Here is a 22,007-nt window from a genome sequence, read left to right as displayed (position 1 = left end):
GGCGGACGGACCGGAACGTCAACGCACCGTCGCGGCGGACGGACCGGACCGTGCCGTCAACGGGCCGGGCCGGGCCAGGAGGTCAGCGGGCCGGGCCGGAACGTCAGCGGGCGGTGCCCAGCCGACGGTCCTTCAGCGCAGGGAACTGTTCGCGGACGGTCGCGACCTGCGCCGGGTCGAAGTCGACGGTCAGCACCGCCTCCTCCGCGCCCGGCACCTCGCCGAGCACCTCGCCCCACGGGTCGATCACCGCGCTGTGCCCGGCCTGCGGCACCCCCGCGTGGGACCCGGCGGAGCCGCAGGCGAGGACCAGGCACTGGTTCTCCACGGCCCGCGCCCGCGCCAGCAGCGACCAGTGGCCGCGCCGCCGCTCGGGCCAGCCCGCCGGGATGACCAGGGCCTCCGCGCCCGCGTCCACCAGCCCCCGGAACAGCTCCGGGAACCGCAGGTCGTAGCAGGTGGCGAGGCCCAGGGTCAGTCCGGGCAGCCGGACGGTGACGAGTTTCTCCCCCGCGCCCATCAGCACGGCCTCGCCCTGATCGAAGCCGAAGCGGTGGATCTTGCGGTAGGAGGCGGCGAGGGAGCCGTCCGGGGCGAAGACCAGGGAGGTGTTGTAGAGGGTGCCGTCCGGGTCCCGCTCGGGGATGGAACCGGCGTGCAGCCAGACGCCCGCCTCGTTCGCGGCCTTGGCCATCGCCTCGTGGGTGGGGCCCTCCAGCGGCTCGGCCTCCGCCGCGAAGGACTCGTAGGCGAACGCGCCCGTCGTCCACAGTTCCGGGAGGACCACCAGGTCCGGGCGGCCGGGGCCGTCGTCCCGCCCCCGTTCGCGCACCAGCGCGGCGACCCGGGCGCGCCGGGACGCGACTGACTCGGCGTCATCGGCACCGGTCTGGATGAGTGAGGCGCGCACACTACCACCGCCTTGGCGTTCGGGCCGTCCACACGGCCTACGATCGTCACACGAAAGCACTGCCGGGGTGCCCGCAACCAGCGTACTGTGCCTTTCCGGGGAGCCCCCGGACCCCCGACCGTGCCCGAGCCCGTACCCATCACGTACGGCCTGTACACCCCGTACAGGCGCCGCACCACCCGCAGCACCGCGGGAGGCGGCCTTCCGCAGCGCAGCGGGAGGCAGCCGCGGAACCACCGCCTCCCGTCCCCGCCACACAGCCCGCCGCACGCACCAACCGCCCGAGGGGTCTCGTGAGTCTCCATCCCAGCCTTCAGAACTACGCCGACGCCTGGACCCACTCCGTGGAAGCCGTCTCGGAGCTGGTGAAGCCGCTCGTGGAAGGGGAGTGGAACCGCGCGACGCCGTGCCCCGGCTGGTCGGTGCGGGACATCGTCTCCCATGTCATCGGGCTGGACTGCGAGATGCTCGGGGACCCCCGGCCGATCCACACCCTGCCCCGCGACCTGTACCACGTGAAGACCGAGCACCAGCGGTACATGGAGATGCAGGTCGACGTCCGGCGCCACCACACCGGACCGGAGATGACGGCGGAACTGGAGTACACCGTCATCCGGAGGTCCCGTCAGATCCGCAACGAGAACCGTCAGCCCGACGCCAAGATCCGCGGTCTGCTGGGCGCCGAGGAGACCCTGGAGTCCGCGATGCGCCGCCGCGCGTTCGACACCTGGGTCCACGAGCAGGACCTGCGGGTCGCCCTCGGCCAGCCGGGCAACCTCGACTCGCCCGGCGCGCACGTGGCGCTGGACGTGATGCTGGAGGCGCTGCCGAGGATCGTCGAGGGCGCGGGCGCGCCCCCGAACACGGCGGTGGTGGTGGACGTGCACGGGCCCGTCGAGTTCCTGCGCACGGTCCGGGTGGACGCCGAGGGGCGCGGCTCCGTCGACGGGGCGCCCTCGCTGGGCCCGCTGGTGACGCTCGGCACCGACTGGGAGACGTACTCCCGGCTGGCCTGCGGCCGGATCACCGCCGCGCAGGCGGGCGACCGGCTCAAGACGGAGGGCGACCAGGAGTTCGCCGCCGCGATCCTGCGCGACTTCTCCCTGACCCCGTGACGGACCCCGCCCCCGAAGACCCCACGCGGACCGTCCCGGAGGGCGCACGGATCGTCCCGGAGGGCGCTCGGACCACTCACGACGGCGCCCGGCCCGCCCCCGAAGGCCCCACGCGGCCCGTCCCGGACGGCGCGCGGATCGTCCCGATGGGGCCGGAGCACGCCGCGCGGGTGCTGGCGGTCTACCAGGCGGGGATCGACGAGGGGGACGCCACCTTCGAGCGGACCGCCCCGTCCTGGGCGGACTTCGACCGGGGCAGGCTGCCGGAGCACCGGCTGGTCGCCCTGGACGGCGCGGACCGGGTGCTGGGCTGGGCGGCGGTCTCCCCGGTCTCCGCCCGGGAGACGTACTCCGGGGTCGTCGAGCACTCCCTCTACGTCCACCCCGGCGCGCGGGGGCGTGGGGTGGGCCTGCTGCTGCTCCGGGCGCTGCTGGACTCCACCGAGGCCGCCGGGATCTGGACCGTCCAGTCCGGGGTCTTCCCCGAGAACACCGCCAGCCTCGCCCTGCACGCCCGCGCCGGGTTCCGGGTGGTCGGCACCCGTGAGCGGGTCGGCCGTCACCACGGGCGCTGGCGGGACGTCGTCCTCCTGGAACGCCGCAGCCCCGCCGTCGGCTGAGCCGCCGGACCGCACCGGGCCAGCGGGCCGGGGACCGTCACGCCGGGACGTGGACGGTGGTCACCCGGCTGGCGACCGACCGCTCCCGTTCCCGGCGGGCGGCCCTGCGGCGCAACCGGACGATCTGCGTGACGCCGAGGGCCTGGGTCACGAACACCGCCGAGAACGCCACCCGGAACTCCCCGTCGGTCAGGTCCAGCAGCACCCCGACCGCCAGCAGCGTCACCATGGACGACACGAAACCGCCCATGTTGACGATCCCGGAGGCGGTGCCCTGCCGTTCCGGCGGGTTGGCGGGGCGGGCGAAGTCGAAGCCGATCAGCGAGGCGGGGCCGCACGCGCCGAGCACCACGCACAGGGCGACCAGCAGCGCGAAGGGCGCCCGTCCGCCCGGCCAGGCCAGGGTGAGCGCCCAGAACGCGGCGGTGGTCCCGACCGTGCCGAGGACCAGGGGCAGCCGGGCCGCGTGGTGGCGGGCGATGAGCTGTCCGAAGACCAGCCCGACGGCCATGTTGGAGACCACCACCAGGGTCAGCAGGTTCCCGGCGGTCTCCGGGGCGAGCCCCTGGGCCCGCACCAGGAACGGCAGCCCCCACAGCAACAGGAACACCATCGCGGGGAACTGTCCGGTGAAGTGCGCCCACAGCCCGAGCCGGGTGCCGGGCTCCCGCCACGCGGCGGCGAGCTGCCCCCGGACGGAGAGCGGCGCGGTGACCGACGCACTGGTCGACGCACCGACCGGCCCACCGGCCGGTGCCCCGCCCGGCACCCGGTCGCCGTCGGGGGCGCGTTCGGCGCCGGGGTCCCGGTCGGCGCCCGTCCGCGCCCCGGCCGCTCCCGTCCCCGTCCCCGTCCCCGCGACCGCACCCGTCCCCGGGGCGGACTCCGGAGCCGGTACGGAGGCGGAAACCGGACGTTCCGGCGACGGACGTTCCGGCGAAACGCGCGTCCGTGAGGGGCGCTCCGGCGAAGGACGACCCGGCTCCGGACGGACGGGCCGCTCCCGGAGGAACAGCAGCAGTCCGAGGACGACGACCCCGGCGACCGCGCTGCCCCCGAACGCGGCCGTCCAGCCCACCTCGTGCAGCAGCCGGGCGATCACCAGCGTGGAGACCAGGTTGCCCGCCATCCCGGCGAACCCGGCGAGCTGCGCCATCAACGGCGCCCGGCGGGCCGGGAACCAGTGGGCGCCCAGCCTCAGCACGCTGATGAAGGTCATGGCGTCGCCGCACCCCAGCAGCACCCGGGCGGCGAGGGCCGTCCCGTACGAGGGGGCGAGCGCGAAGCCCAGTTGCCCCGTCGTGAACAGGACGGCCCCGAGTATCAGCACCCGTTTGGTGCCGAACCGGTCCACCAGCAGCCCCACGGGTATCTGCATGCCCGCGTAGACCAGCAGTTGGACGATCGAGAACGCGGAGAGCGCGGAGGCCCCGATCGCGAAGCGGTCGACGGCGTCCAGCCCCGCGACCCCCAGCGAGGTGCGGAAGACGACCGCGACGAAGTAGACCGACACCCCGATCGACCAGACGGCGACCGCCCGGCGCCCCCCGGGCGGGCCGTCGGCGGGGGAGCCGGACGGAGTGCCGGAGGGGGCACCGGAGGGGACCGCCGCCCCGGCGCTCACCGGACCTCTCCCCGGACGAGGTCCGCGACCCCGCCGATGTGCCGCCGGACGATCAGCGCGGCCCGCTCGGCGTCCCCGGCGCGCAGCGCTCCGAGGATCTCCTCGTGCTCGGCGAGGGCGCGGGCGATCCGGTCGGGGCGCGCGTGCATCATGGCGACGCCCATCCGCAACTGCCGGTCGCGCAACTGCTCGTAGAGCCGGGACAGGATCTCGTTGCCGCCGCTGCGGACGATCTCCAGATGGAAGCGGCGGTCGCTGACGGCCGCGTCCGCGTACCGTCCGGCCGCCGCGTGCTCCCGCTGCTCGGCGAGCAGCCCGGCGAGCCGCTCCAGCAGCGCGGGCGGAGCGGGCACGGCCTTGCGGACGGCGTGCTCCTCCACCAGCAGCCGGGTCTCGACGACGTCCGCGATCTCCCGCGCGGAGACGGGCAGCACGAGGGCCCCCTTCTTCGGGTAGAGCCGGATGAGCTCCTCCGCCTCCAGCCGCAGCAGGGCCTCCCGCACCGGGGTCCGGGAGACGCCGACCGCCTCGGCCAGCTCCCCCTCGGTGAGCAGGGTGCCGCCCTCGTAACGGCGGTCCAGGACAGCCTGCTTGACGTGCTGGTAGACGCGGTCGGCGGCGGGCGGGCGCCGGACGGGGGGCCCGGCCGCCGGAGCCGCCCCCGGGACGGCCCCCGGGACGGCCTCCGGAGCGGGCGCGGAAGCGGGAGCCGGGACGGACCCGGCGGCGGACGCGGTGGCGGGCACGGCGGACGCGGTGGCGGGCACGGTCGGGGCGACGGAGACGGGCATGCGCACAGGTTAGATACAACACGTACGCATGGGGAGGGGCGTCCGGATCGCGGACCCGCGCGGACCCGCGCGGCAAGGGCGCGACAGGGGGCGCGCGGCCCGGCGGGGGCGCCGTACGGGGGCGCTGTACGAGGCGTGTGGGAAGCCAGTGATAGTGGTGCATGAGGTGGTGTGTGGCGACAAAGCACCCCCTGAAAGATTTTCCGTGGGACACAGTGATTTCTTTGTCTTTTGCGCGCATCCCCAGGAGGCTCCCGACAGTCTCCATAAAGGCGGCGTACCACGCCGCCACGCACGCATGCCGATCCCAGGGGCGTTTGGAGCATTCACGTTGATTACAGGCATCAAGGGCATCCGGCGCGCTTCGGCCGTGACGGTGAGCCTCACGGCCGGAGCGGTGCTGGCGGGCGGCGTGACCGCCGGCCAGGCGGTGGCGGCGACCCCCACGCCGCCGTCCGTCAACGCCAAGGGCGGTTTCGTCATGGACCACGCGACGGGACGGACCCTCTACGGCAAGACCGCCGACACGAAGCGCAACACCGGGTCCACCACCAAGATCATGACCGCCAAGGTGGTCCTGGGCCAGCGGAACCTGAACCTGGACTCCAAGGTCACGGTCCAGAAGGCGTACAGCGACTACATCGTGTCCCGCAACGCGTCCTCCGCGCGGCTGATCGTCGGGGACAAGGTCACCGTCCGCCAGCTGCTGTACGGGCTGATGCTGCCGTCCGGCTGCGACGCCGCGTACGCGCTGGCCGACAAGTTCGGCACCGGGTCCACCCGGGCCGCCCGGGTGAAGTCGTTCATCGGCAAGATGAACGCCGAGGCCCGCAGGCTGGGGATGACCAACACCAAGTTCGACTCGTTCGACGGCATCGGCAACGGCAACAACTACTCCACGCCGCGCGATCTGACCAAGCTGGCGAGCAGCGCGATGAAGAACTCCACCTTCCGCACCATCGTGAAGACCAAGTCCACCAAGCGGAAGGTCACCACCCGCAACGGCGGTTACCGGTACATGTCGTGGACCAACACCAACAAGCTGCTGGGCACCTACCGGGGCGCGGTAGGCGTCAAGACCGGCTCCGGCCCGGAGGCCAAGTACTGCCTGGTGTTCGCCGCGACCCGGAACGGCAGGACCGTGGTCGGAACGGTCCTGACCGCCACCTCGGACGCCAACCGCACGGCGGACGCCAAGAAGCTGATGGACTACGCGTTCCGCCGGTGAGCGGAAGGGTCCGAGAACCGAAGGACCGCACGGGAACGGGCCCGTCCCGGCGCACCGGATCCGCTCCGGCGCGCGGGACGGGCCCGTTCCGCGTCCCGGGCCGGGAATCCTCCCGGCCCGGCGGTCCCCTCAGGACCAGACGATGAGGCGCTTGGGGTCCTCCAGCACCGCCGCGGTGTCGGCCAGCACCCGGGAGCCCAGCTCCCCGTCGACCAGCCGGTGGTCGAAGGAGAGCGCGAGCGTGGTGACCTGACGGGGCTTCACCTTGCCCTTGTGGACCCACGGCTGGAGCTTGATCGCGCCGACCGCGAGGATCGCGGACTCCCCCGGGTTGAGGATCGGGGTGCCGGTGTCCACTCCGAAGACGCCCACGTTGGTGATGGTCACCGTGCCGTCCCGCATCGCCTCGGGGGACGTCCGGCCCTCCCGGGCCGTGGTCACCAGCTCCGCCAGCGCCTCGGCGAGCTGGGGCAGCGTCTTGTCGTGCGCGTCCTTGACGTTCGGGACGAGCAGGCCCCGGGGGGTCGCCGCGGCGATGCCCAGGTTCACGTAGTGCTTGAGGACGATCTCCTGGTTCTCCTCGTCCCAGGAGGCGTTGATCCCCGGGTTGCGCTTGATCGCGACGAGCAGCGCGCGGGCGACCAGCAGCAGCGGGTTCACCCGCAGCCCGGCGAGCCCGTAGCGGTCGGCGTCCCGCTTCAGCTCGTCCACCAGCTTCATCGTCCGCGTCACGTCGACGGTGATGAACTCGGTGACGTGCGGGGCGGTGAACGCCGAGGCCACCATGGCCCGCGCGGTCGCCTTGCGGACGCCCTTCACCGGCACCCGGGTCTCCCGCCCGACGGCGACCGGGGCCGGGACGGCGCTCTCCGCCGTCTCCACCGTCTCCACCGCTTCCGCCGTCTCCACGACCGCCGGGGCGGCCGGGGCGTCGACCGGGGCGGCCGCCGCGTGGACGTCCTCCCGGGTGACGATCCCGCCGGGTCCGGTGGGCGTCACGGCGGCCAGGTCCACCCCCAGGTCCTTGGCCAGCTTGCGGACCGGCGGCTTGGCCAACGGCCGCGAACCGTTCGCCACGGGGGCCGCCGTCACGGCGGGGGGCGCGGAAGCGGGGGGCGCGGGCGCCACGGGCGCGGGCGCCACGGGCGCGGGCGCAGGCGTCGGGGGCGCGGAAGCCGCAGCCGCAGCCGCAGCCGCGTTCGCGGACGCCCCAGCCGACGAGGCCGGTGCCGATACCGATGCCGGGGCCGACGCCGATGCCGGTACCGACGGCCCGGAAGGCGCGTTGGACGCGGAGGGCGCGGCCTTGCGGGGACGGCGCCTGGTGGAGCCCTCCGCCACGCCGTACCCCACCAGGACCGGCTGCCGCCCACGCGGCGCCTCGTCCCCGTCGCCGCCGTCCGCCCCGGTGACCGGAGCCCCGACGGCCGGACCGGCGTCACCGGACGCGGACCCGGACGCAGGCGCGGACCCGGCCCCGGCCCCGGACCCGGAAGCGGAAGCGGACGCACCCGCACCCGCACCGCCGGTGTCCACCGTGATGATCACCGCGCCGACGTCCACGGTCGTTCCCGCCGGGAAGCGCAGCTCCGCCACCACCCCGTCGTAGGGGATCGGCAGTTCGACCGCCGCCTTGGCGGTCTCCACCTCGCACACCACCTGGCCGTCGGTGACGGTGTCACCGGGCTGGACGTACCAGGTGAGGATCTCGGCCTCGGTGAGGCCCTCGCCCACGTCGGGCATCCTGAACTCGCCCACCGAACCCACGGGCACCTGTGTCATGGTCGTCATCTCCTCCTCTCCCCTCTAGTACGCCAGCGAGCGGTCGACGGCGTCGAGCACCCGGTCCAGACCCGGCAGGTACTCCTCCTCCAGCCGGGCGGGCGGATACGGCGCGTGGTAGCCGCCGACCCGCAGGACGGGGGCCTCCAGGTGGTAGAAGCAGCGTTCGGTGATCCGGGCGGCGATCTCTGCGCCCGCGCCGAAGAACACCGGCGCCTCGTGGACGACGACCAGCCGCCGGGTCCGCTCCACCGACCGCTGGACCGCGTCGAAGTCGAGCGGGGAGACCGACCGCAGGTCCAGGACCTCCAGCGAGCGGCCCTCCTCCGCGGCGACCGCCGCCGCCTCCAGACAGACCTTCACCATCGGCCCGTAGGCCGCCAGCGTCAGATCGGTGCCCTCGCGGACGGTCTCCGCCTTGTGCAGCGGGCCGGGGATCGCCTCGGTGTCGACCTCGCCCTTGTCCCAGTACCGCCGCTTGGGCTCGAAGAAGATCACCGGATCGTCGCTCTGGATCGCCTGCTGGAGCATCCAGTACGCGTCGGAGGAGTTCGAGGGGGAGACCACCTTCAACCCCGCGACGTGCGCGAACAGCGCCTCCGGGGACTCCGAGTGGTGCTCCACCGCGCCGATGCCGCCCCCGTAGGGGATGCGGACCACGACCGGGAGCTTGATGGTGCCCAGGGCGCGCGCGTGCATCTTCGCCAGCTGGGTGACGATCTGGTCGTAGGCCGGGAAGACGAACCCGTCGAACTGGATCTCCACCACCGGCCGGTAGCCGCGCAGCGCCAGCCCGATGGCGGTGCCGACGATGCCGGACTCGGCGAGCGGGGTGTCGATCACCCGCTCCTCGCCGAAGTCCTTCTGGAGGCCGTCGGTGACCCGGAAGACGCCGCCCAGCTTGCCGACGTCCTCCCCCATCACCAGGACCTTCGGGTCGTCGTCGAGGGCCCGGCGCAGGGACTCGTTGATCGCCTTGGCGATCGGCAGCTTCGTCACGGTCATGACCGGTCGTCCTCTCCGTCCGCGAACGACGCCTGGTAGGCGGCGAACTGGGCCCGCTCCTCGTCCACGAGCGCGTGACCGTCGGCGTACACGTTGTCGAAGAGGGCCAGCGGCTCCGGATCGGGCATCGCCCGCACCACCTCGCGCACCCGCTTGCCCAACGTCTCGCTCTCCTCGTCCAGTTCCGCGAAGAACGTCCCGTCCGCGTGGCCGCCCGCCTCCAGATGGGCGCGCAGCCGGGCGATCGGGTCCTTCGCCTCCCAGGCGAGCCGCTCGTCGTCGGGGCGGTAGCGGCTGGGGTCGTCGGAGGTGGTGTGGGCGCCCATCCGGTAGGTGAACGCCTCCACCAGGGTGGGGCCCTCGCCCCGGCGGGCCCGGTCCAGGGCCCAGCGGGTGACGGCGAGGCAGGCCAGCACGTCGTTGCCGTCGACCCGGACGCCGGGGAAGCCGTACCCCTGGGCGCGCTGGTACAGCGGGACGCGGGTCTGCCGCTCGGTGGGCTCGGAGATCGCCCACTGGTTGTTCTGGCAGAAGAAGACGACCGGCGCGTTGTAGACGGCGGCGAAGGTGAACGACTCGGCCACGTCGCCCTGGCTGGAGGCGCCGTCACCGAAGTAGGCGACCACCGCCGAGTCCGCGCCGTCCTTGGCGACGCCCATGGCGTACCCGGTGGCGTGCAGGGTCTGCGAGCCGATGACGATGGTGTAGAGGTGGAAGTTGTTGGTGGTGGGGTCCCAGCCGCCGTTGTTGATGCCCCGGAACATGCCCAGCAGCAGCGTCGGGTCCACCCCGCGGGTCCAGGCGACGCCGTGCTCGCGGTAGGTGGGGAAGACGTAGTCGTCGGAACGGGTGGCCCGGCCGGAGCCGATCTGCGCGGCCTCCTGGCCCAGCAGCGAGGCCCACAGGCCCAGTTCGCCCTGGCGCTGGAGGGACGTGGCCTCGGCGTCGAAGCGGCGGGTGAGGACCATGTCGCGGTACAGCCCGCGCAGCTCCTCGGGGGTGACGTCCTCGACGAACGCGGCGTACTCGGCGAGCGCCTTCGTGGGCTTGACCCGCTTGCCCTCGGGGGTCAGAAGCTGGACGGGGTCGGGTACCGCGCCCGGTGTCCTCTTCGCGGCGGCGCGCTTGCGCGGCCCCCGCGAGGCAGTGCTCTCCACGGTCACGTGCTGCTCCTCCGTCGGTCCGGCCGCCCGGGTTCGCCGGGAGGGCCAGTGCGGTCGCCCGTCTCCGGGGCCGCGCACGGGGTGGGTGCGCTTCGTCCGGGAACAGGCGTGACAGGTGCCCCGGCGAGCGACCTGCACTTAGCACGTTACCCAGTGTCGCGCCTCGCCGCGAAACCCTTCTGACCTGCAATTTTCCTTGGATTTCCAAGTAAATCGCGCCGTTCGGGAAGTCTCGCTGGTCAGGGCGCCGCGCCGGGTGCGCAGGAGAGCCGGGACAGCCGAACGGTAACCCGGGGGCCCGGAGCGGGGGAAGAGATCGTGTGTGAGACTGGGCCCGTGCGAGAAGAGGGAAAAATTAGGGTATTCCTTCTGGACGACCACGAGGTGGTCCGGCGCGGCGTCCACGAGATGCTGTCCGTCGAGGACGACATCGTGGTGGTCGGGGAGGCGGGCACGGCGGCCGAGGCCCTGGCGCGCGTTCCGGCGGCGCGGCCCGACGTGGCGGTCCTCGACGTCCGGCTGCCGGACGGCAGCGGGGTCGAGGTGTGCCGGGAGATCAGATCCCGGGACGACTCCGTGCAGTGCCTGATGCTGACGTCCTTCGCCGACGACGAGGCCCTCTTCGACGCGATCATGGCCGGGGCCTCGGGATACGTCCTCAAGGCCATCCGGGGCAACGAGCTGCTGACCGCCGTGCGGGACGTGGCCGCCGGGAAGTCCCTGCTGGACCCGGTCGCCACCGCGCGGGTGCTGGAGCGGCTGCGGGACGGCGGCTCACGCCCCGGTTCCCGCCCCCGGGACGCCGACGAGGAGAAGCTGGCCTCGCTGACCGACCAGGAGCGCAGGATCCTCGACCTGATCGGCGAGGGGCTCACCAACCGGGTGATCGGCGAGCGGCTGCACCTGGCCGAGAAGACCATCAAGAACTACGTCTCCAGCCTGCTGTCCAAGCTGGGCATGGAGCGCCGTTCCCAGGCCGCCGCCTATGTGGCCCGGCTCGACGCCCGGCGCGGCTGAACCACCCGTTCGGGTCGTCCCGCACCGCGCGCCGCGGTTCACCCGTCCCCGTTCCGGGCGATTCGGGACCTTGGTCCCGGATCCCGGGGGGCCGGTTTCCCTGGCGCTCGGCGCGGGCATCGCCGACATTGATCCCATGCCCATGTCCCCGCCGCCGGCCGGCCGACAGGACCGCCCTCAGGACGAGCGGCGGGCCCTCGCCCTGCTCGCGGGCGCCGACCACGGCCGGGTCGCCACCAGCATGCGCGCCCTGCCGTTCCTCGCGGCGGCCCGCCACGTCCTGACCGGGGACCGGCTGCTGCTGCGGATGCACCGCGGCTACGGGTACCACCAGGCGTGCGTCGGCAGCGTGGTCGCCTACGGCGCGGACAACCTCGGGCGCCGCGCCCCGGGCGCCACCGAGTGGTCCGTCCAGCTCGTCGGGATGTGCGACGCGGCCGTACCGACCCCGGCGGAGCTGCTGCTCTTCGGCCCGCCGCCGCACGGGGTGGACGGCGAGCCGTACGACCCGGTGTACCTGCGGATAGAGCCGCAGTTCATCACCCTGCACGAGTCGGACCCGGGGGGTCCGGCCGTCTGAGACCGGACCCCCCGGAGTCCGTGGACGGTGCCCCACGGGTCCGTGGACGGTGCCCCCCCGGGTCCATGGACGGTGACCCTCCGGGTCCGGGTGGCTGATGTGCGCGGGGCCCTCGGGGCACGAGCGCGGCGGCCCGTCGGACGGGCCGGACGCGGCGGACGGCAGGCGGGCCCGGACGCGGGCGGACGGCAGGGCCGAGTCAGGCCGGGGGCGGCGGACGGCGCGGAGTCAGGCGGGCGGGCGCGGCGGACGGCGTGGGGTCAGGCGGGCGGGCGCGGGACGCGTGCGCGGAGCGGATACCGTACGCGTCCCGGCGCGGGTCAGGCGGTGGTGCCGCCCTCGCCGCCCGTGGTCCCGCTGGTGCTCCCGGTGCCGCTCGTCCCGGTGCCGCCGCCGGCGCCCCCGGCGTCCGCGCCGCCCGTGGTGGTGGCGCCCCCGGCGTCCGCGCCCCCGGTGGTCTCGCCGCCGGTCGTCTCGCCGCCCGTGGTCTCGCCGCCGGTCGTCTCGCCCCCGGTGGTCTCGCCGCCCGTGGTCTCGCCACCGGTCGTCTCGCCCCCGGTGGTCTCCCCACCGGTGTCGCCGCCGCCCGAGTCGGTGCCGCCGCCGGTGGTGGTGCCACCGGTCGTGGGCGGCTTGCTCGGGGGTTGCGAGGTGTTCTTGGTGGGCGGCTGCTGGGTCTGCTGACCACTGCTGCCACCCGGCTGCTGACCGCCGGGCGGGTTGTAGGTGCCGCCCCCGCCGCTGGTGGTCCCGCCGGTGACGGTGGACTGCCACTCCGTGGACTTGCTGGGAGTGGTGTCCTCCTCCTTCTTCTCCGGCTTCTTCTCGGGCTTCTTGGACTCGGTCGCCGGGGGCTTCTCGTTCTTCGGGGTCTCGTTGTCGCCGCCCATGCCCTTGACGGCGAACGCGACGCCCGCGATCACGGCGACCACCGCCAGCGCCGCCACCAGCCACAGCCGGTTGCGACGGCCGCCGCCGGAACCGCCCTGGTCGTCGTAGCCCTGCTCGTAGGAGTAGCCGTTGTACCCGCCGTAGCCGTCGTCGCCGATCGGCCGGACCATGGTCTGCGGGATCTGCGCGGTGCCCGCGTCGGGGTGCGGCAGCGCCGCCGCCCCCGGAATGCCCATCGCGGGGGTGTGCCCGCCGTCGTGGCTGGTCACCGGCCCGGTGTTCCAGGTGCCGGTGTGGCTGCCCTGCTCGTACAGCATCTGGATGCCGTACTGGATCAGCCCGCGCATCTCCTCGGCGGTCTGGAACCGGTCGTCGGGGTCCTTGGCGAGGGCCCGCATGACCAGGCCGTCCAGCTCCGGCGGCACCCCGTCGGAGACCTCGGACGGGGGCACCGGCACGTCCTGGACGTGCTGGTAGACCACCGACAGCGGGGTCTCGCCGGTGAACGGCGGGCGCAGCGCCAGCAGTTCGTAGAGCAGACAGCCCGTGGCGTACAGGTCGGAGCGGTGGTCGACGGCCTTGCCGAGGGCCTGCTCGGGGGAGAGGTACTGCGGGGTGCCCATGACCATGCCGGTCTGGGTCATGGTCGACTGCGCGCCGTGCAGGGCGCGCGCGATGCCGAAGTCCATGACCTTCACGGCGCCGTTGTGCGTGATGATCACGTTGGCGGGCTTGATGTCGCGGTGCACGATGCCGTGCTGGTGCGAGTAGGCGAGCGCCTCCAGCACCCCGGACACGATGATCAGCGCCTGCTCGGGGCCCGGGGCCTCGGCGTTGATCAGCAGATCGCGGATGGTGCGGCCCTCGACGATCTCCATGACGATGTAGGGGACCGTCTGACGGCCCACCTGGTCCTCGCCGGAGTCGTACACGGCGACCACGGAGTGGTGGTTGAGCCCGGCGACCGACTGCGCCTCGCGGGTGAACCGCGCCTTGGACACCGGGTCCTCGGCGAGGTCGGCGCGCAGCAGCTTCACGGCGACCGTCCGGCCCAGGCGGATGTCCTCCGCCGCGAAGACCTCGGCCATGCCGCCCCGGCCCAGGCGGTGGGTCAGCCGGTACCGGCCGTCCCCGACCAGACCGCCGTTGCCCCAGTTCTCCGGGGCGTCGCCTCCGCCGCCGCCGGATGACTCGGATTCGGACGGGCCCTGGCCGTGTTGCGTCTGTGCCATCGGTCCTCGCCGTCGTTTCTGCCCGCGTGCGCGCGGTCGTTGTCACGGGTATCCGCCGAACCACGCTACAGCCTCCGCCGACCGCGACGGCCCGAGATGGACCGGCCATCAAACCCGTAACGAGGTGTTCTGGGCAAATCCCTCGCGGCTTCGGAGGCACTCGGTAACGCTCACGCGACGCTTCGTTCGCGTACGGTCACGGAACGGGCATCGAACTTGACGTGTCACTGCCCTCCGGCAGACTTGGCCGGGAATCGCACCATCGATACACCGAGCGCGGGAGCCGGGCCGGCCAGGCCGTGGCGGGCCGGGCCGACGGGGGACGCAGACCATGAGCCAGGACGGCGCACAGGCCCGCTACGCAGGGCGTTCGGTCGGCGGCGGACGGTACCAGCTGCGGGACCTCCTCGGCGAGGGCGGCATGGCCTCGGTCCATCTGGCGTACGACTCGGTGCTGGACCGCCAGGTGGCGGTGAAGACGCTGCACACCGAACTCGGCCGGGAGCCCGCGTTCCGCGAGCGGTTCCGGCGCGAGGCGCAGTCGGTGGCGAAGCTCACCCACACCAACATCGTGTCGGTCTTCGACACCGGTGAGGACGAGCTGAACGGCGGCACCACCCCGTACATCGTCATGGAGTACGTCGAGGGGAAGCCGCTCGGCTCGGTGCTGGAGTCGGACGTCCGCCAGTACGGCGCGATGCCCACCGACCAGGCCCTGAAGATCACGGCGGATGTGCTGGCGGCGCTGGAGATCAGCCACGAGATGGGGCTGGTCCACCGGGACATCAAGCCGGGCAACGTCATGATGACCCGGCGCGGCGTGGTCAAGGTGATGGACTTCGGCATCGCCCGGGCCATGCAGTCCGGGGTCACCTCGATGACCCAGACCGGCATGGTCGTCGGCACCCCGCAGTACCTCTCCCCCGAGCAGGCCCTCGGCCGGGCCGTCGACGCCCGCTCCGACCTGTACTCCGTCGGCATCATGCTCTTCCAACTGGTCACCGGACGGCTGCCGTTCGAGGCCGAGACGGCGCTGGCCATCGCCTACGCGCACGTCCAGGAGGAGGCCGTCGCCCCCTCCGCCATCAACCGCTCGGTGCCCCCCGCGGTGGACGCCCTGGTGGCCCGGGCGCTGCGGAAGAACCCCAACGAGCGCTTCCCCAGCGCCGAGTCGATGCGCGAGGAGTGCCTGCGGGTCGCCCAGTCCCTCCGGGCGGTCGCGCCCAGCATCGTGCCGGGCGCGCCCACCGCGAGCGGCGCGGGCGTCGGCTCCGCCGTCTTCCCGCCCGTGGACCACGGCACCACGGCCCCGCCGCCCGGCCCCGTCCACACCCCGTACACCCCGGGCCCCGGCCCCTACGGTCCGCCCACCCCGTCCCCGGTCCCGACGCCCGCCCCCGCCACCGGCCCGGGCTACGGCTATCCGCCGCAGCAGGGCTATCGGACCCCGGCGCCCGGCCAGCCCGTCGGCTACCAGGCGCAGCCCACCTACGCCATGGCCCCGCAGCACCAGACCCCCGCGCCCGCCCGCCGCAAGGGCAGGCGGATCGGGGCGGGCGTGATCGTCGCCGCCGCGATCACCGGGGCGCTGGTCTGGGGACTGGACTCCGCCTTCGACGGCAACGACGAACCGGAGGAGAAGCCCGAGCGGACGCCGGCCGCCGCCGCCACCAACGGCGCCAACGGCTTCCGGGGGCCGGACACCACGAAGACCATCGACAAGACCGAGTGCACCGAGCCCGAGACCTCGTACAGCGACGAGAGCATGGTCCAGATGCCGGACTTCACCTACCGGAACTGGACGTCGGTGCTCGACTGTCTGCAGGCGGCGGGGTGGAACTACGACAAGCGTGCCATCGACGAGAACACCTTCGGCAAGGACGCCGTCATACGGCAGTCGCCTGCGGCGGGAACCGATTTCGACCCGGAGAAGCCTCCGACGGTCCAGTTCGACATCTCCACCGGTAATCCGTCCTGACGTGTTCGGGGTGAGGTTCCGGGCGCCTCACCCCGAACACGAGGTTCCTAGGTGTAGGGATTGCTCTTGGGGAAGGTGCTGCAACTGTCGACGAACGTGCTGCCGTTGAACCGGGCCGCCTGGATCTCGACACCCGTGATCCCGTCCGGCCAACGCGCCGAGGTGTCCCAGATGTCGTAGCCGCCGCTGGTCGTGCCCGAGGCCGTGTAGTGGTTCCACTTCCACTTGACCTCGCGATAGCGCGAGTCGTACGTGATCAGCCGTATCGCGGGGTGGTAGCCGTCAGCCTTGGTGTCGTCCACCTTGAGCCTCAGCGGATCGATCTGCGATCCGGAGACGAAGAAGCCGGTGTACGAACCCCTGACTCCGGTACGTGAGCAGGAGTCCGTGACCATGGACGACGCAGCCGCCGGGGAGGCCCCGAGCGGTACGGAGAGGCACGCCAGGACTCCGACGGAGATGAGCGACGACTTGGGGAACCGCATATGAATCCTCTTGCCTGGGAGACATGGATGCGGTGATCTTTTCACTACTCGTTGGCATGTATCGAACATGCAGGGCTCTGATGGCCCACACCACAGGACCGTGGGGTAGGCCACCAGAGGCAACAGGCTCCTACAGGTACGGGCCGCCCGTGCGGCCGCCGGGGTGGAGGTGGTCCTCGTCGCCGCCGACCCCGGGCGGCAGGGCGCGCCGCATCTGCTCCAGCTGGGCGCGGGCCGCCATCTGCTGGGCGAACAGGGTGGTCTGGATGCCGTGGAAGAGGCCCTCCAGCCAGCCGACCAGCTGCGCCTGGGCGATCCGCAGCTCCGCGTCGCTCGGCGTCGCGTCGTCCGTGAAGGGCAGCGACAGCCGCTCCAGCTCGTCCACCAGCTCCGGGGCCAGCCCGTCCTCCAGCTCCTTCACCGAGCTGGCGTGGATCTCCTTGAGCCGCTGACGGCTCGCCTCGTCGAGGGGGGCCGCCCGCACCTCTTCGAGCAGCTGCTTGATCATGCTGCCGATGCGCATGACCTTGGCGGGCTGCTCCACCATCTCCGTCACCGGGACCTCGCGGAGGTCGTCGTCACCGCCGCCCCCGCCGCCGAGAGCCATCCCGTCCTGGCCCACGACCAGCACCTGCGGGCTCTCCTGCGACCGTTCGTTCCTCGGCATCTCCATGCGGTCATTGTCGCGCACCCGGACGCCCGGCGGGGCGGTGCCCCCGAACGGCGGGGGGCCGTCCCGTCCGGCCGGACGGGGCGGGGGCGCGGGCGGAGCGCGGGGCGCGGGGCGCGGGGCGCGGGGCGCGGGGCCGCGGGGCGCGGGGCCGCGGGCGGGGAAGGCGGCGGGGTGGGGCCGGGACGGGCGGCCGAGGGCAGGGCGGGGCAGGGGTGGGACGGCCGCCGTCCACCGCCGTCGTCGTCACCGGTCGCTGACCACGTCCGTCGGTCACGGCTAGGGGGACAGGCCCGTCGGTCACGGCCGTCGCTCAAGGCGGGGGGCCAAGCCCCGTCGGTCACGGCTGGCGCAGGCGCCAGCCCAGGTAGCCGAGGCCCAGGCCCATCAGCAGCAGACCGCCGCCGAGGGTCACCACCTGGGAGGCCGGTTCCCCTCGGGTCAGGGACTGGTTCGGCGGCTCGTTGTCCACGGCCGGGTCGGCCCCGGTCCCGTCGCCGTCCCCGCCGTCCCCGTCCCCGCCGCTCCCGGCTTCGAGGTCGCCGTACGGGTGCGGGTACGGGTCCGGCTCGGCGCGGGTACCGGTTCCGGGGTCCGTCCCCGGGGGCCGGGAGCGGTCCGGCCGGGGGGCGGTCGCGGTGCCGGGGGGCGTGCGGGGGTCAGGGGTACGGGCCGGGGCGGAGGTGCTGGTCAACGGGGGCTCGGACTCGGGGCGGCCGGGGTGCGGGCGGCCCGCTCCCGGACGGCTCCCGGCGCGGGACTCCTCCGGCGCGGGGACTCCGGTGCGGACCGGGGCGCCCGCCGCCGGGGACGTCAGCACGGTGATGTGGGGACGGGCGGGACGGGACGGACGGGTGGGGCGCGTGGCGCCCGGGGGACGGGTCCCCGGGGTGCGGGTGGGACGGGCGCCGGGGGGACGGGTCGGCTGTCCGTACGCCGTTGCGGCGGGCCGCCCGGGCGTCTGCGGGGAGGTGCGCGCGGGGGCGGGCGGGGGGTCGGCGGAGCGGACCGGGCCGGGGTCGGCCGGTCCCAGCAGCAGTGCCGTCAGGACGATCCCCGTCCCGGTCCCGCCGAACGCACCCAGCCACGCAGCCACAGCGACCGCCCTCCGACAGAGCCATTCCCGGACCCACCCTCACACCCGCCGCCGCCCCCGGCACCCCGGAGGACGCCGTCCGGGTGCGGCGGCCCGGGGTCCGGTCTGGACCGCCGGGGTTCAGACGGTGAGCAGGACCTTGCCGACGTTGTCGCCGTCCTCCAGTACCCGATGGGCCCCGGCCGCGTCCCGCATCGGCACCGCGCGGTCCACGACGGGCCGGACGCGCCCGGCGGCGACCAGCGGCCAGACGTGCTCGCGGACCTCGGCGACGATGGCGGCCTTCTCCGGCCCCGGGCGCCCCCGCAGCGAGGTCCCGGCGACCGTGGCCCGCTTGGCCAGCAGCGCCGCGATGTCCAGTTCGGCCCGGGTGCCGCCCTGCATCCCGATGATGACGAGCCGTCCGTTGACGGCCAGCGCCCGGACGTTGCGGTCCAGGTACTTCGCCCCGACGATGTCGAGCACCACGTCGGCGCCCGCGCCCCCGGTCGCCTCCCGGACCTCCGCCACGAAGTCCTGGCGGTGGTAGTCGATCAGGACGTCCGCGCCCAGCTCCGCGCAGCGGCGCAGCTTCTCCGGGCCGCCCGCCGTCACCGCGACCCGGGCCCCGACCGCCTTGGCGAGCTGGACGGCGAGGGTGCCGATGCCGCTGCCGCCGCCGTGCACCAGTACGGTCTCGGCGGGCCGCAGCCGGGCGACCATGAAGAGGTTCGACCAGACGGTGCAGGCCACCTCGGGCAGGGCGGCGGCCTCCACCAGCGAGACGTTCCCGGGCCTCGGCAACAACTGCCCGACCGGGACGGCGACCCGTTCCGCGTAGCCGCCGCCGGACAGCAGCGCGCACACCTCGTCCCCGACGGCCCAGCCCGTGACCCCGGGGCCCAGCGCGGCGATCCGGCCGGAGCACTCCAGGCCGGGGTACGGGGAGGCGCCGGGCGGCGGGGCGTACAGGCCCCGGCGCTGGAGCAGATCGGCCCGGTTGACGGCGCTGGCGACCACCTCGACGAGGACCTCGCCCTCCCCGGCGACCGGGTCCGGCGCCTCCGTCCAGCGGAGGACTTCCGGCCCGCCCGGGGCCGTGATCGTGATTGCCTTCATGACGCCACGCTACCCAGCGGAACGTCCCGGCGACCGGCGCCGGGACGGATTCCCGTGCGGGGACGGATTCCGGCGCTGGAACGGGTTCCCGTGCCCGTACGGGTCCGGGCGCCCGGGCGGGTCGCGGGGAAGGCGGCGACTCCGGGGAAGGGACGGCTTCCGGGCAGCCGCCTGCCGTGGATCGTCCGGGGGCCGACGTCCACCCCGTAGGTGGCGAGCAGCAGCGCGCGGCGCCGTTCGGCGGTGACGCGTTCGTAGGTCCCGGCCCGTTCCTCGTGGGCCCGGAGGTAGGGCCGGACGAGCTGAGCGTCCTCACCCCGCAGGGGCAGCACATCGGTGCTGTAGGGACTCCGGTGCGCCGCCGTACGGGACGGATCACCCGCCAGAGGGGTGAAGGGAGGCGCCGGGTTGACGGCCCGGTGACGACCCGTTCCGGGCAGAAGCACGGAGAGCACCGCGCAGAGGAACCGGAAGAGAAGCGGAGAACGCTGCGTGCGATGGCGCGCCGGAACGGCACGCGCGGTAGAGTTGCGCATGGCGACTGGTTTTCCTTAGACCTACGGTCGTCCGGCCCCGGGAGTGTTGGTAGCACTCGCCGGGGCGAATTTTTGATTATGGCGGAACGGACCGTAGCACGCCCGGAGTTGGCGTGTTATTCGAACTTCAGTGCCGCTGACCAGGGATTCCCAGAAGCGCCCGGACATTGCCGTTACCCCTCCGGGAATCCTCCTCCCCGATCTGCGCCACCGACTGTCGGCACAGTGCGTTCACATACGCCTCGACGGCCTTCGGATCAGCCGCCCGCCAGACCGGGAAACCGTCGAGCCAGGCGAGGGCGGCGGCGGGTTCATGGTCGAACGCCATGAGCCAGACGGCGGTGTTCGCCGCGTCGATCCACTCCGGACCCAGCGCGGGCATGGCCCAGTCGATGACATGGGCCACACCGTCGTCACTGATCAGGATGTTGTGAGGGTTGATATCGGTGTGCAACAGGGTGTTCCCGTAAAGGAGTTCTGCCTCCCCGGGCTCCAGGAACCCCTCGAAGCGGTCCGCGATACGAGGAATCCCTTGCCGGACCAGGGACACGGCAAGGCTCTCCGGGCTCTCCACTGACCTGCCCATCCGGGCCACGGCCCGCTGGATGGCGGCGAGGTCACGGGTTCCCGGGCCGAGGTCGGCGTACCGCCCGTCGACGTAGTCGAAGGCCAGCAAGCACCAGCCCGCCGCCCGCACCTGGTGGCGGAGTCGCGGGGAACACCCCGCGCCCGTTCCGTGGACGACGACCTCGGTGCGCAGTCCCGACATCCCCTCGTCGTCCGACGTCCGCACCCCCTTGAGGAAGAGCCGCCCGGACCGGGCCGTCCGCGCGTCCAGGGCCACGGTGCAATTGAATCCATGGGGGATGGAGGCAGACGCCTCAACCACCCCGGTTTCCCTTTCGACCGCGTCCCGCAGTTCCAGCGGAAGCTCTTCCCAGTGGATCCGGTCAAGTTCAATCATGAGCCCTCGAATTCTTTGGACACTCGTACGAGTACCGGGCCACTCCCCTCTCGGGGAGGTTCACCCTGAACGCTCATATCGTTACTCCGAGTGCCCTACGATCGCCAGCGGTCGATGTCTCAGAAACCTGGACCGAGACACGGAGGAGGCCCAAGTTGGCTCAGAAACCGGCTACGTTGACGCCCGACCGCAGCGCTCGCCACCTGTTCGGCGCCAAGGTGCGGTGGTACCGCGAGGGGCGCGGATGGAGCCTTGACGCGCTAGCGACCCAGGTCACGGTCAGCAAGGCACATCTGGCCCGGATCGAGAAGGCCGAGCGCATGCCTCCGCCCGAGTTGCCCGCCTTTCTCGACCAACCGTTCGCTTCCAACGGCCTCTTCAGCGACCTGTACGCCCTGTGCAAGAAGGAAGCTCACCCGGATCAGTTCCGGCGGCGCATGGAGCTGGAAACGCTGGCCACGGTCGTCAAGGAGTACACGCCCCAGCTCATGCCCGGCCTGCTGCAAACCGAGGCGTATGCACGCGCCCTGTTCCGCACCTACGACCCGACCGCCTCAGAGGAGAAGGTCGACGAACTGTGGACGCTACGGCTGAGCCGTCAGGCACTCCTGGTGGGGAGCCCTCCGCCGCGATACTCGGTGATCCTGGATGAAGCCGTACTGCGGCGGCCGTACGGCGACCGGACGGTCATGCGCGACCAGTTGGGCAAGCTGTTGGACCTGTGCCTCACGCCGACCTCGTTTATCCAGGTGATCCCTTTCTCCCACGGCGGCCACGCTCTCGCGGGGGGCTCTTTCGCGCTCTGGACCCTTGACTCCGGGAAGCAAGTAGCCTGGGAAGAAAGCATGAGCACGGGAGCGCTGTTCGAAGAGAAGGACGAAGTGAGCATCAGGGCTCGTGCCTACGATCTGCTGAGCGCGTCCGCTTTGTCCCCCAAAGAGTCTGCGGCTTTCATCCGAGCCGCGATGGAGGAACTCCCCCATGAGCACCGCCCCTGACGCAGCCCGCGCTCACTGGGTCGCGTCAAGCCACAGCGGCAACGGAGGTGGCAACTGCGTCGAGTGGGCACCCGAGTACGCCTCCGCGACCGGTGTGGTTCCCGTGCGGGACTCCAAGGTGGCGGACGGACCGACGCTGACCGTCACCGCCGCCGCGTTCACCGCGTTCGTCCGGGGCGTCAAGCACACGGGGCTGTAGACAGACTGGCGACGTACGACGAAGC

The 22,007-nt window shown here is 73.0% G+C and carries 21 protein-coding genes; 8 read left to right on the top strand and 13 right to left on the bottom strand.

Annotated elements, in window-relative coordinates; genetic code table 11:
• Positions 1–103 precede the first annotated feature (103 nt).
• The gene (locus ACVWNX_RS17560) at positions 104–910 is read right to left on the bottom strand and encodes a carbon-nitrogen family hydrolase (RefSeq protein WP_454408067.1); all 807 of its coding nucleotides are present in this window, start codon (positions 908–910) and stop codon (positions 104–106) included.
• A 293-nt stretch (positions 911–1,203) separates the two neighbouring features.
• On the opposite strand from ACVWNX_RS17560, the gene ACVWNX_RS17555 reads away from it, so the two are divergent.
• On the top strand, positions 1,204–2,025 hold the full coding sequence (locus ACVWNX_RS17555) for a maleylpyruvate isomerase family mycothiol-dependent enzyme (protein ID WP_454408065.1): 822 nt from the start codon (positions 1,204–1,206) through the stop codon (positions 2,023–2,025).
• A 146-nt stretch (positions 2,026–2,171) separates the two neighbouring features.
• Complete coding sequence (locus ACVWNX_RS17550; RefSeq protein ID WP_454414816.1) at positions 2,172–2,645, top strand: GNAT family N-acetyltransferase; 474 nt, start codon at positions 2,172–2,174, stop codon at positions 2,643–2,645.
• A 37-nt stretch (positions 2,646–2,682) separates the two neighbouring features.
• On the opposite strand, the gene ACVWNX_RS17545 is transcribed toward ACVWNX_RS17550, so the two are convergent.
• Both ACVWNX_RS17545 and ACVWNX_RS17540 read right to left on the bottom strand, forming a co-directional pair.
• Entirely contained in the window at positions 2,683–4,269 is a 1,587-nt protein-coding gene (locus ACVWNX_RS17545) for an MFS transporter (RefSeq protein ID WP_454408063.1), read from the bottom strand.
• On the bottom strand, positions 4,266–5,060 hold the full coding sequence (locus tag ACVWNX_RS17540) for a GntR family transcriptional regulator (RefSeq protein WP_454408062.1): 795 nt from the start codon (positions 5,058–5,060) through the stop codon (positions 4,266–4,268). The genes ACVWNX_RS17545 and ACVWNX_RS17540 overlap by 4 nt, the downstream gene beginning before the upstream one ends.
• Before the next feature lie 331 nt (positions 5,061–5,391).
• Between ACVWNX_RS17540 and ACVWNX_RS17535 the strand changes: the two genes are divergently transcribed.
• Complete coding sequence (locus ACVWNX_RS17535; RefSeq protein ID WP_454408060.1) at positions 5,392–6,288, top strand: D-alanyl-D-alanine carboxypeptidase family protein; 897 nt, start codon at positions 5,392–5,394, stop codon at positions 6,286–6,288.
• Positions 6,289–6,417: 129 nt separating this feature from the next.
• On the opposite strand, the gene ACVWNX_RS17530 is transcribed toward ACVWNX_RS17535, so the two are convergent.
• Genes ACVWNX_RS17530 through pdhA form a run of 3 tightly spaced genes read right to left on the bottom strand, consistent with a single transcriptional unit; the run spans position 6,418 to position 10,238 of the window.
• Positions 6,418–8,079, bottom strand: coding sequence for a dihydrolipoamide acetyltransferase family protein (locus tag ACVWNX_RS17530; protein ID WP_454408058.1), 1,662 nt, complete (start codon positions 8,077–8,079; stop codon positions 6,418–6,420).
• Positions 8,080–8,094: 15 nt separating this feature from the next.
• Positions 8,095–9,075 (bottom strand): alpha-ketoacid dehydrogenase subunit beta, encoded by a 981-nt coding sequence (locus ACVWNX_RS17525; protein ID WP_454408057.1) that lies wholly within the window; start codon positions 9,073–9,075, stop codon positions 8,095–8,097.
• On the bottom strand, positions 9,072–10,238 hold the full coding sequence (gene pdhA / locus ACVWNX_RS17520; protein ID WP_454408055.1) for a pyruvate dehydrogenase (acetyl-transferring) E1 component subunit alpha: 1,167 nt from the start codon (positions 10,236–10,238) through the stop codon (positions 9,072–9,074). The genes ACVWNX_RS17525 and pdhA overlap by 4 nt, the downstream gene beginning before the upstream one ends.
• Before the next feature lie 336 nt (positions 10,239–10,574).
• On the opposite strand from pdhA, the gene ACVWNX_RS17515 reads away from it, so the two are divergent.
• Positions 10,575–11,255, top strand: coding sequence for a response regulator (locus ACVWNX_RS17515; RefSeq protein ID WP_454408053.1), 681 nt, complete (start codon positions 10,575–10,577; stop codon positions 11,253–11,255).
• 136 nt (positions 11,256–11,391) lie between these two features.
• Positions 11,392–11,835, top strand: a complete 444-nt coding sequence (locus ACVWNX_RS17510; protein WP_454408052.1) for a pyridoxamine 5'-phosphate oxidase family protein — start codon at positions 11,392–11,394, stop codon at positions 11,833–11,835.
• Between the two features lie 320 nt (positions 11,836–12,155).
• Here the strand turns inward: ACVWNX_RS17510 and ACVWNX_RS17505 are convergent, their stop codons facing one another.
• Positions 12,156–13,958, bottom strand: coding sequence for a protein kinase domain-containing protein (locus ACVWNX_RS17505; protein ID WP_454408050.1), 1,803 nt, complete (start codon positions 13,956–13,958; stop codon positions 12,156–12,158).
• 331 nt (positions 13,959–14,289) lie between these two features.
• On the opposite strand from ACVWNX_RS17505, the gene ACVWNX_RS17500 reads away from it, so the two are divergent.
• Positions 14,290–15,936 (top strand): protein kinase domain-containing protein, encoded by a 1,647-nt coding sequence (locus tag ACVWNX_RS17500; protein ID WP_454408048.1) that lies wholly within the window; start codon positions 14,290–14,292, stop codon positions 15,934–15,936.
• A 47-nt stretch (positions 15,937–15,983) separates the two neighbouring features.
• On the opposite strand, the gene ACVWNX_RS17495 is transcribed toward ACVWNX_RS17500, so the two are convergent.
• From ACVWNX_RS17495 to ACVWNX_RS17470, 6 genes are all read right to left on the bottom strand, one after another.
• On the bottom strand, positions 15,984–16,421 hold the full coding sequence (locus ACVWNX_RS17495; protein WP_454408047.1) for a hypothetical protein: 438 nt from the start codon (positions 16,419–16,421) through the stop codon (positions 15,984–15,986).
• 130 nt (positions 16,422–16,551) lie between these two features.
• Complete coding sequence (locus ACVWNX_RS17490) at positions 16,552–17,094, bottom strand: bacterial proteasome activator family protein (protein ID WP_454408046.1); 543 nt, start codon at positions 17,092–17,094, stop codon at positions 16,552–16,554.
• Between the two features lie 337 nt (positions 17,095–17,431).
• Positions 17,432–18,187, bottom strand: coding sequence for a hypothetical protein (locus ACVWNX_RS17485; RefSeq protein ID WP_454408044.1), 756 nt, complete (start codon positions 18,185–18,187; stop codon positions 17,432–17,434).
• 120 nt (positions 18,188–18,307) lie between these two features.
• Positions 18,308–19,285 (bottom strand): NAD(P)H-quinone oxidoreductase, encoded by a 978-nt coding sequence (locus tag ACVWNX_RS17480; protein ID WP_454408042.1) that lies wholly within the window; start codon positions 19,283–19,285, stop codon positions 18,308–18,310.
• The gene (locus tag ACVWNX_RS17475; RefSeq protein WP_454408041.1) at positions 19,282–19,617 is read right to left on the bottom strand and encodes a hypothetical protein; all 336 of its coding nucleotides are present in this window, start codon (positions 19,615–19,617) and stop codon (positions 19,282–19,284) included. Before ACVWNX_RS17475 ends, ACVWNX_RS17480 begins: the two co-directional genes overlap by 4 nt.
• A 331-nt stretch (positions 19,618–19,948) precedes the next feature.
• Positions 19,949–20,785 (bottom strand): phosphotransferase family protein, encoded by an 837-nt coding sequence (locus ACVWNX_RS17470; protein WP_454408039.1) that lies wholly within the window; start codon positions 20,783–20,785, stop codon positions 19,949–19,951.
• A gap of 155 nt (positions 20,786–20,940) precedes the next feature.
• On the opposite strand from ACVWNX_RS17470, the gene ACVWNX_RS17465 reads away from it, so the two are divergent.
• Together ACVWNX_RS17465 and ACVWNX_RS17460 are read left to right on the top strand one after the other, a co-directional pair.
• The gene (locus tag ACVWNX_RS17465; RefSeq protein ID WP_454408037.1) at positions 20,941–21,783 is read left to right on the top strand and encodes a helix-turn-helix domain-containing protein; all 843 of its coding nucleotides are present in this window, start codon (positions 20,941–20,943) and stop codon (positions 21,781–21,783) included.
• Positions 21,767–21,982 carry a DUF397 domain-containing protein gene (locus tag ACVWNX_RS17460; RefSeq protein WP_454408035.1) on the top strand — a complete coding sequence of 72 codons (216 nt, stop codon included), beginning with the start codon at positions 21,767–21,769 and terminating at the stop codon, positions 21,980–21,982. The genes ACVWNX_RS17465 and ACVWNX_RS17460 overlap by 17 nt, the downstream gene beginning before the upstream one ends.
• The last annotated feature ends 25 nt before the right edge of the window (positions 21,983–22,007 follow it).

The sequence above is a fragment of the Streptomyces sp. JNUCC 64 genome (assembly GCF_054484115.1).
The sequence above is the reverse complement of the archived record's forward strand: the minus strand, read 5'-3'. Positions and strand labels throughout refer to the sequence as shown.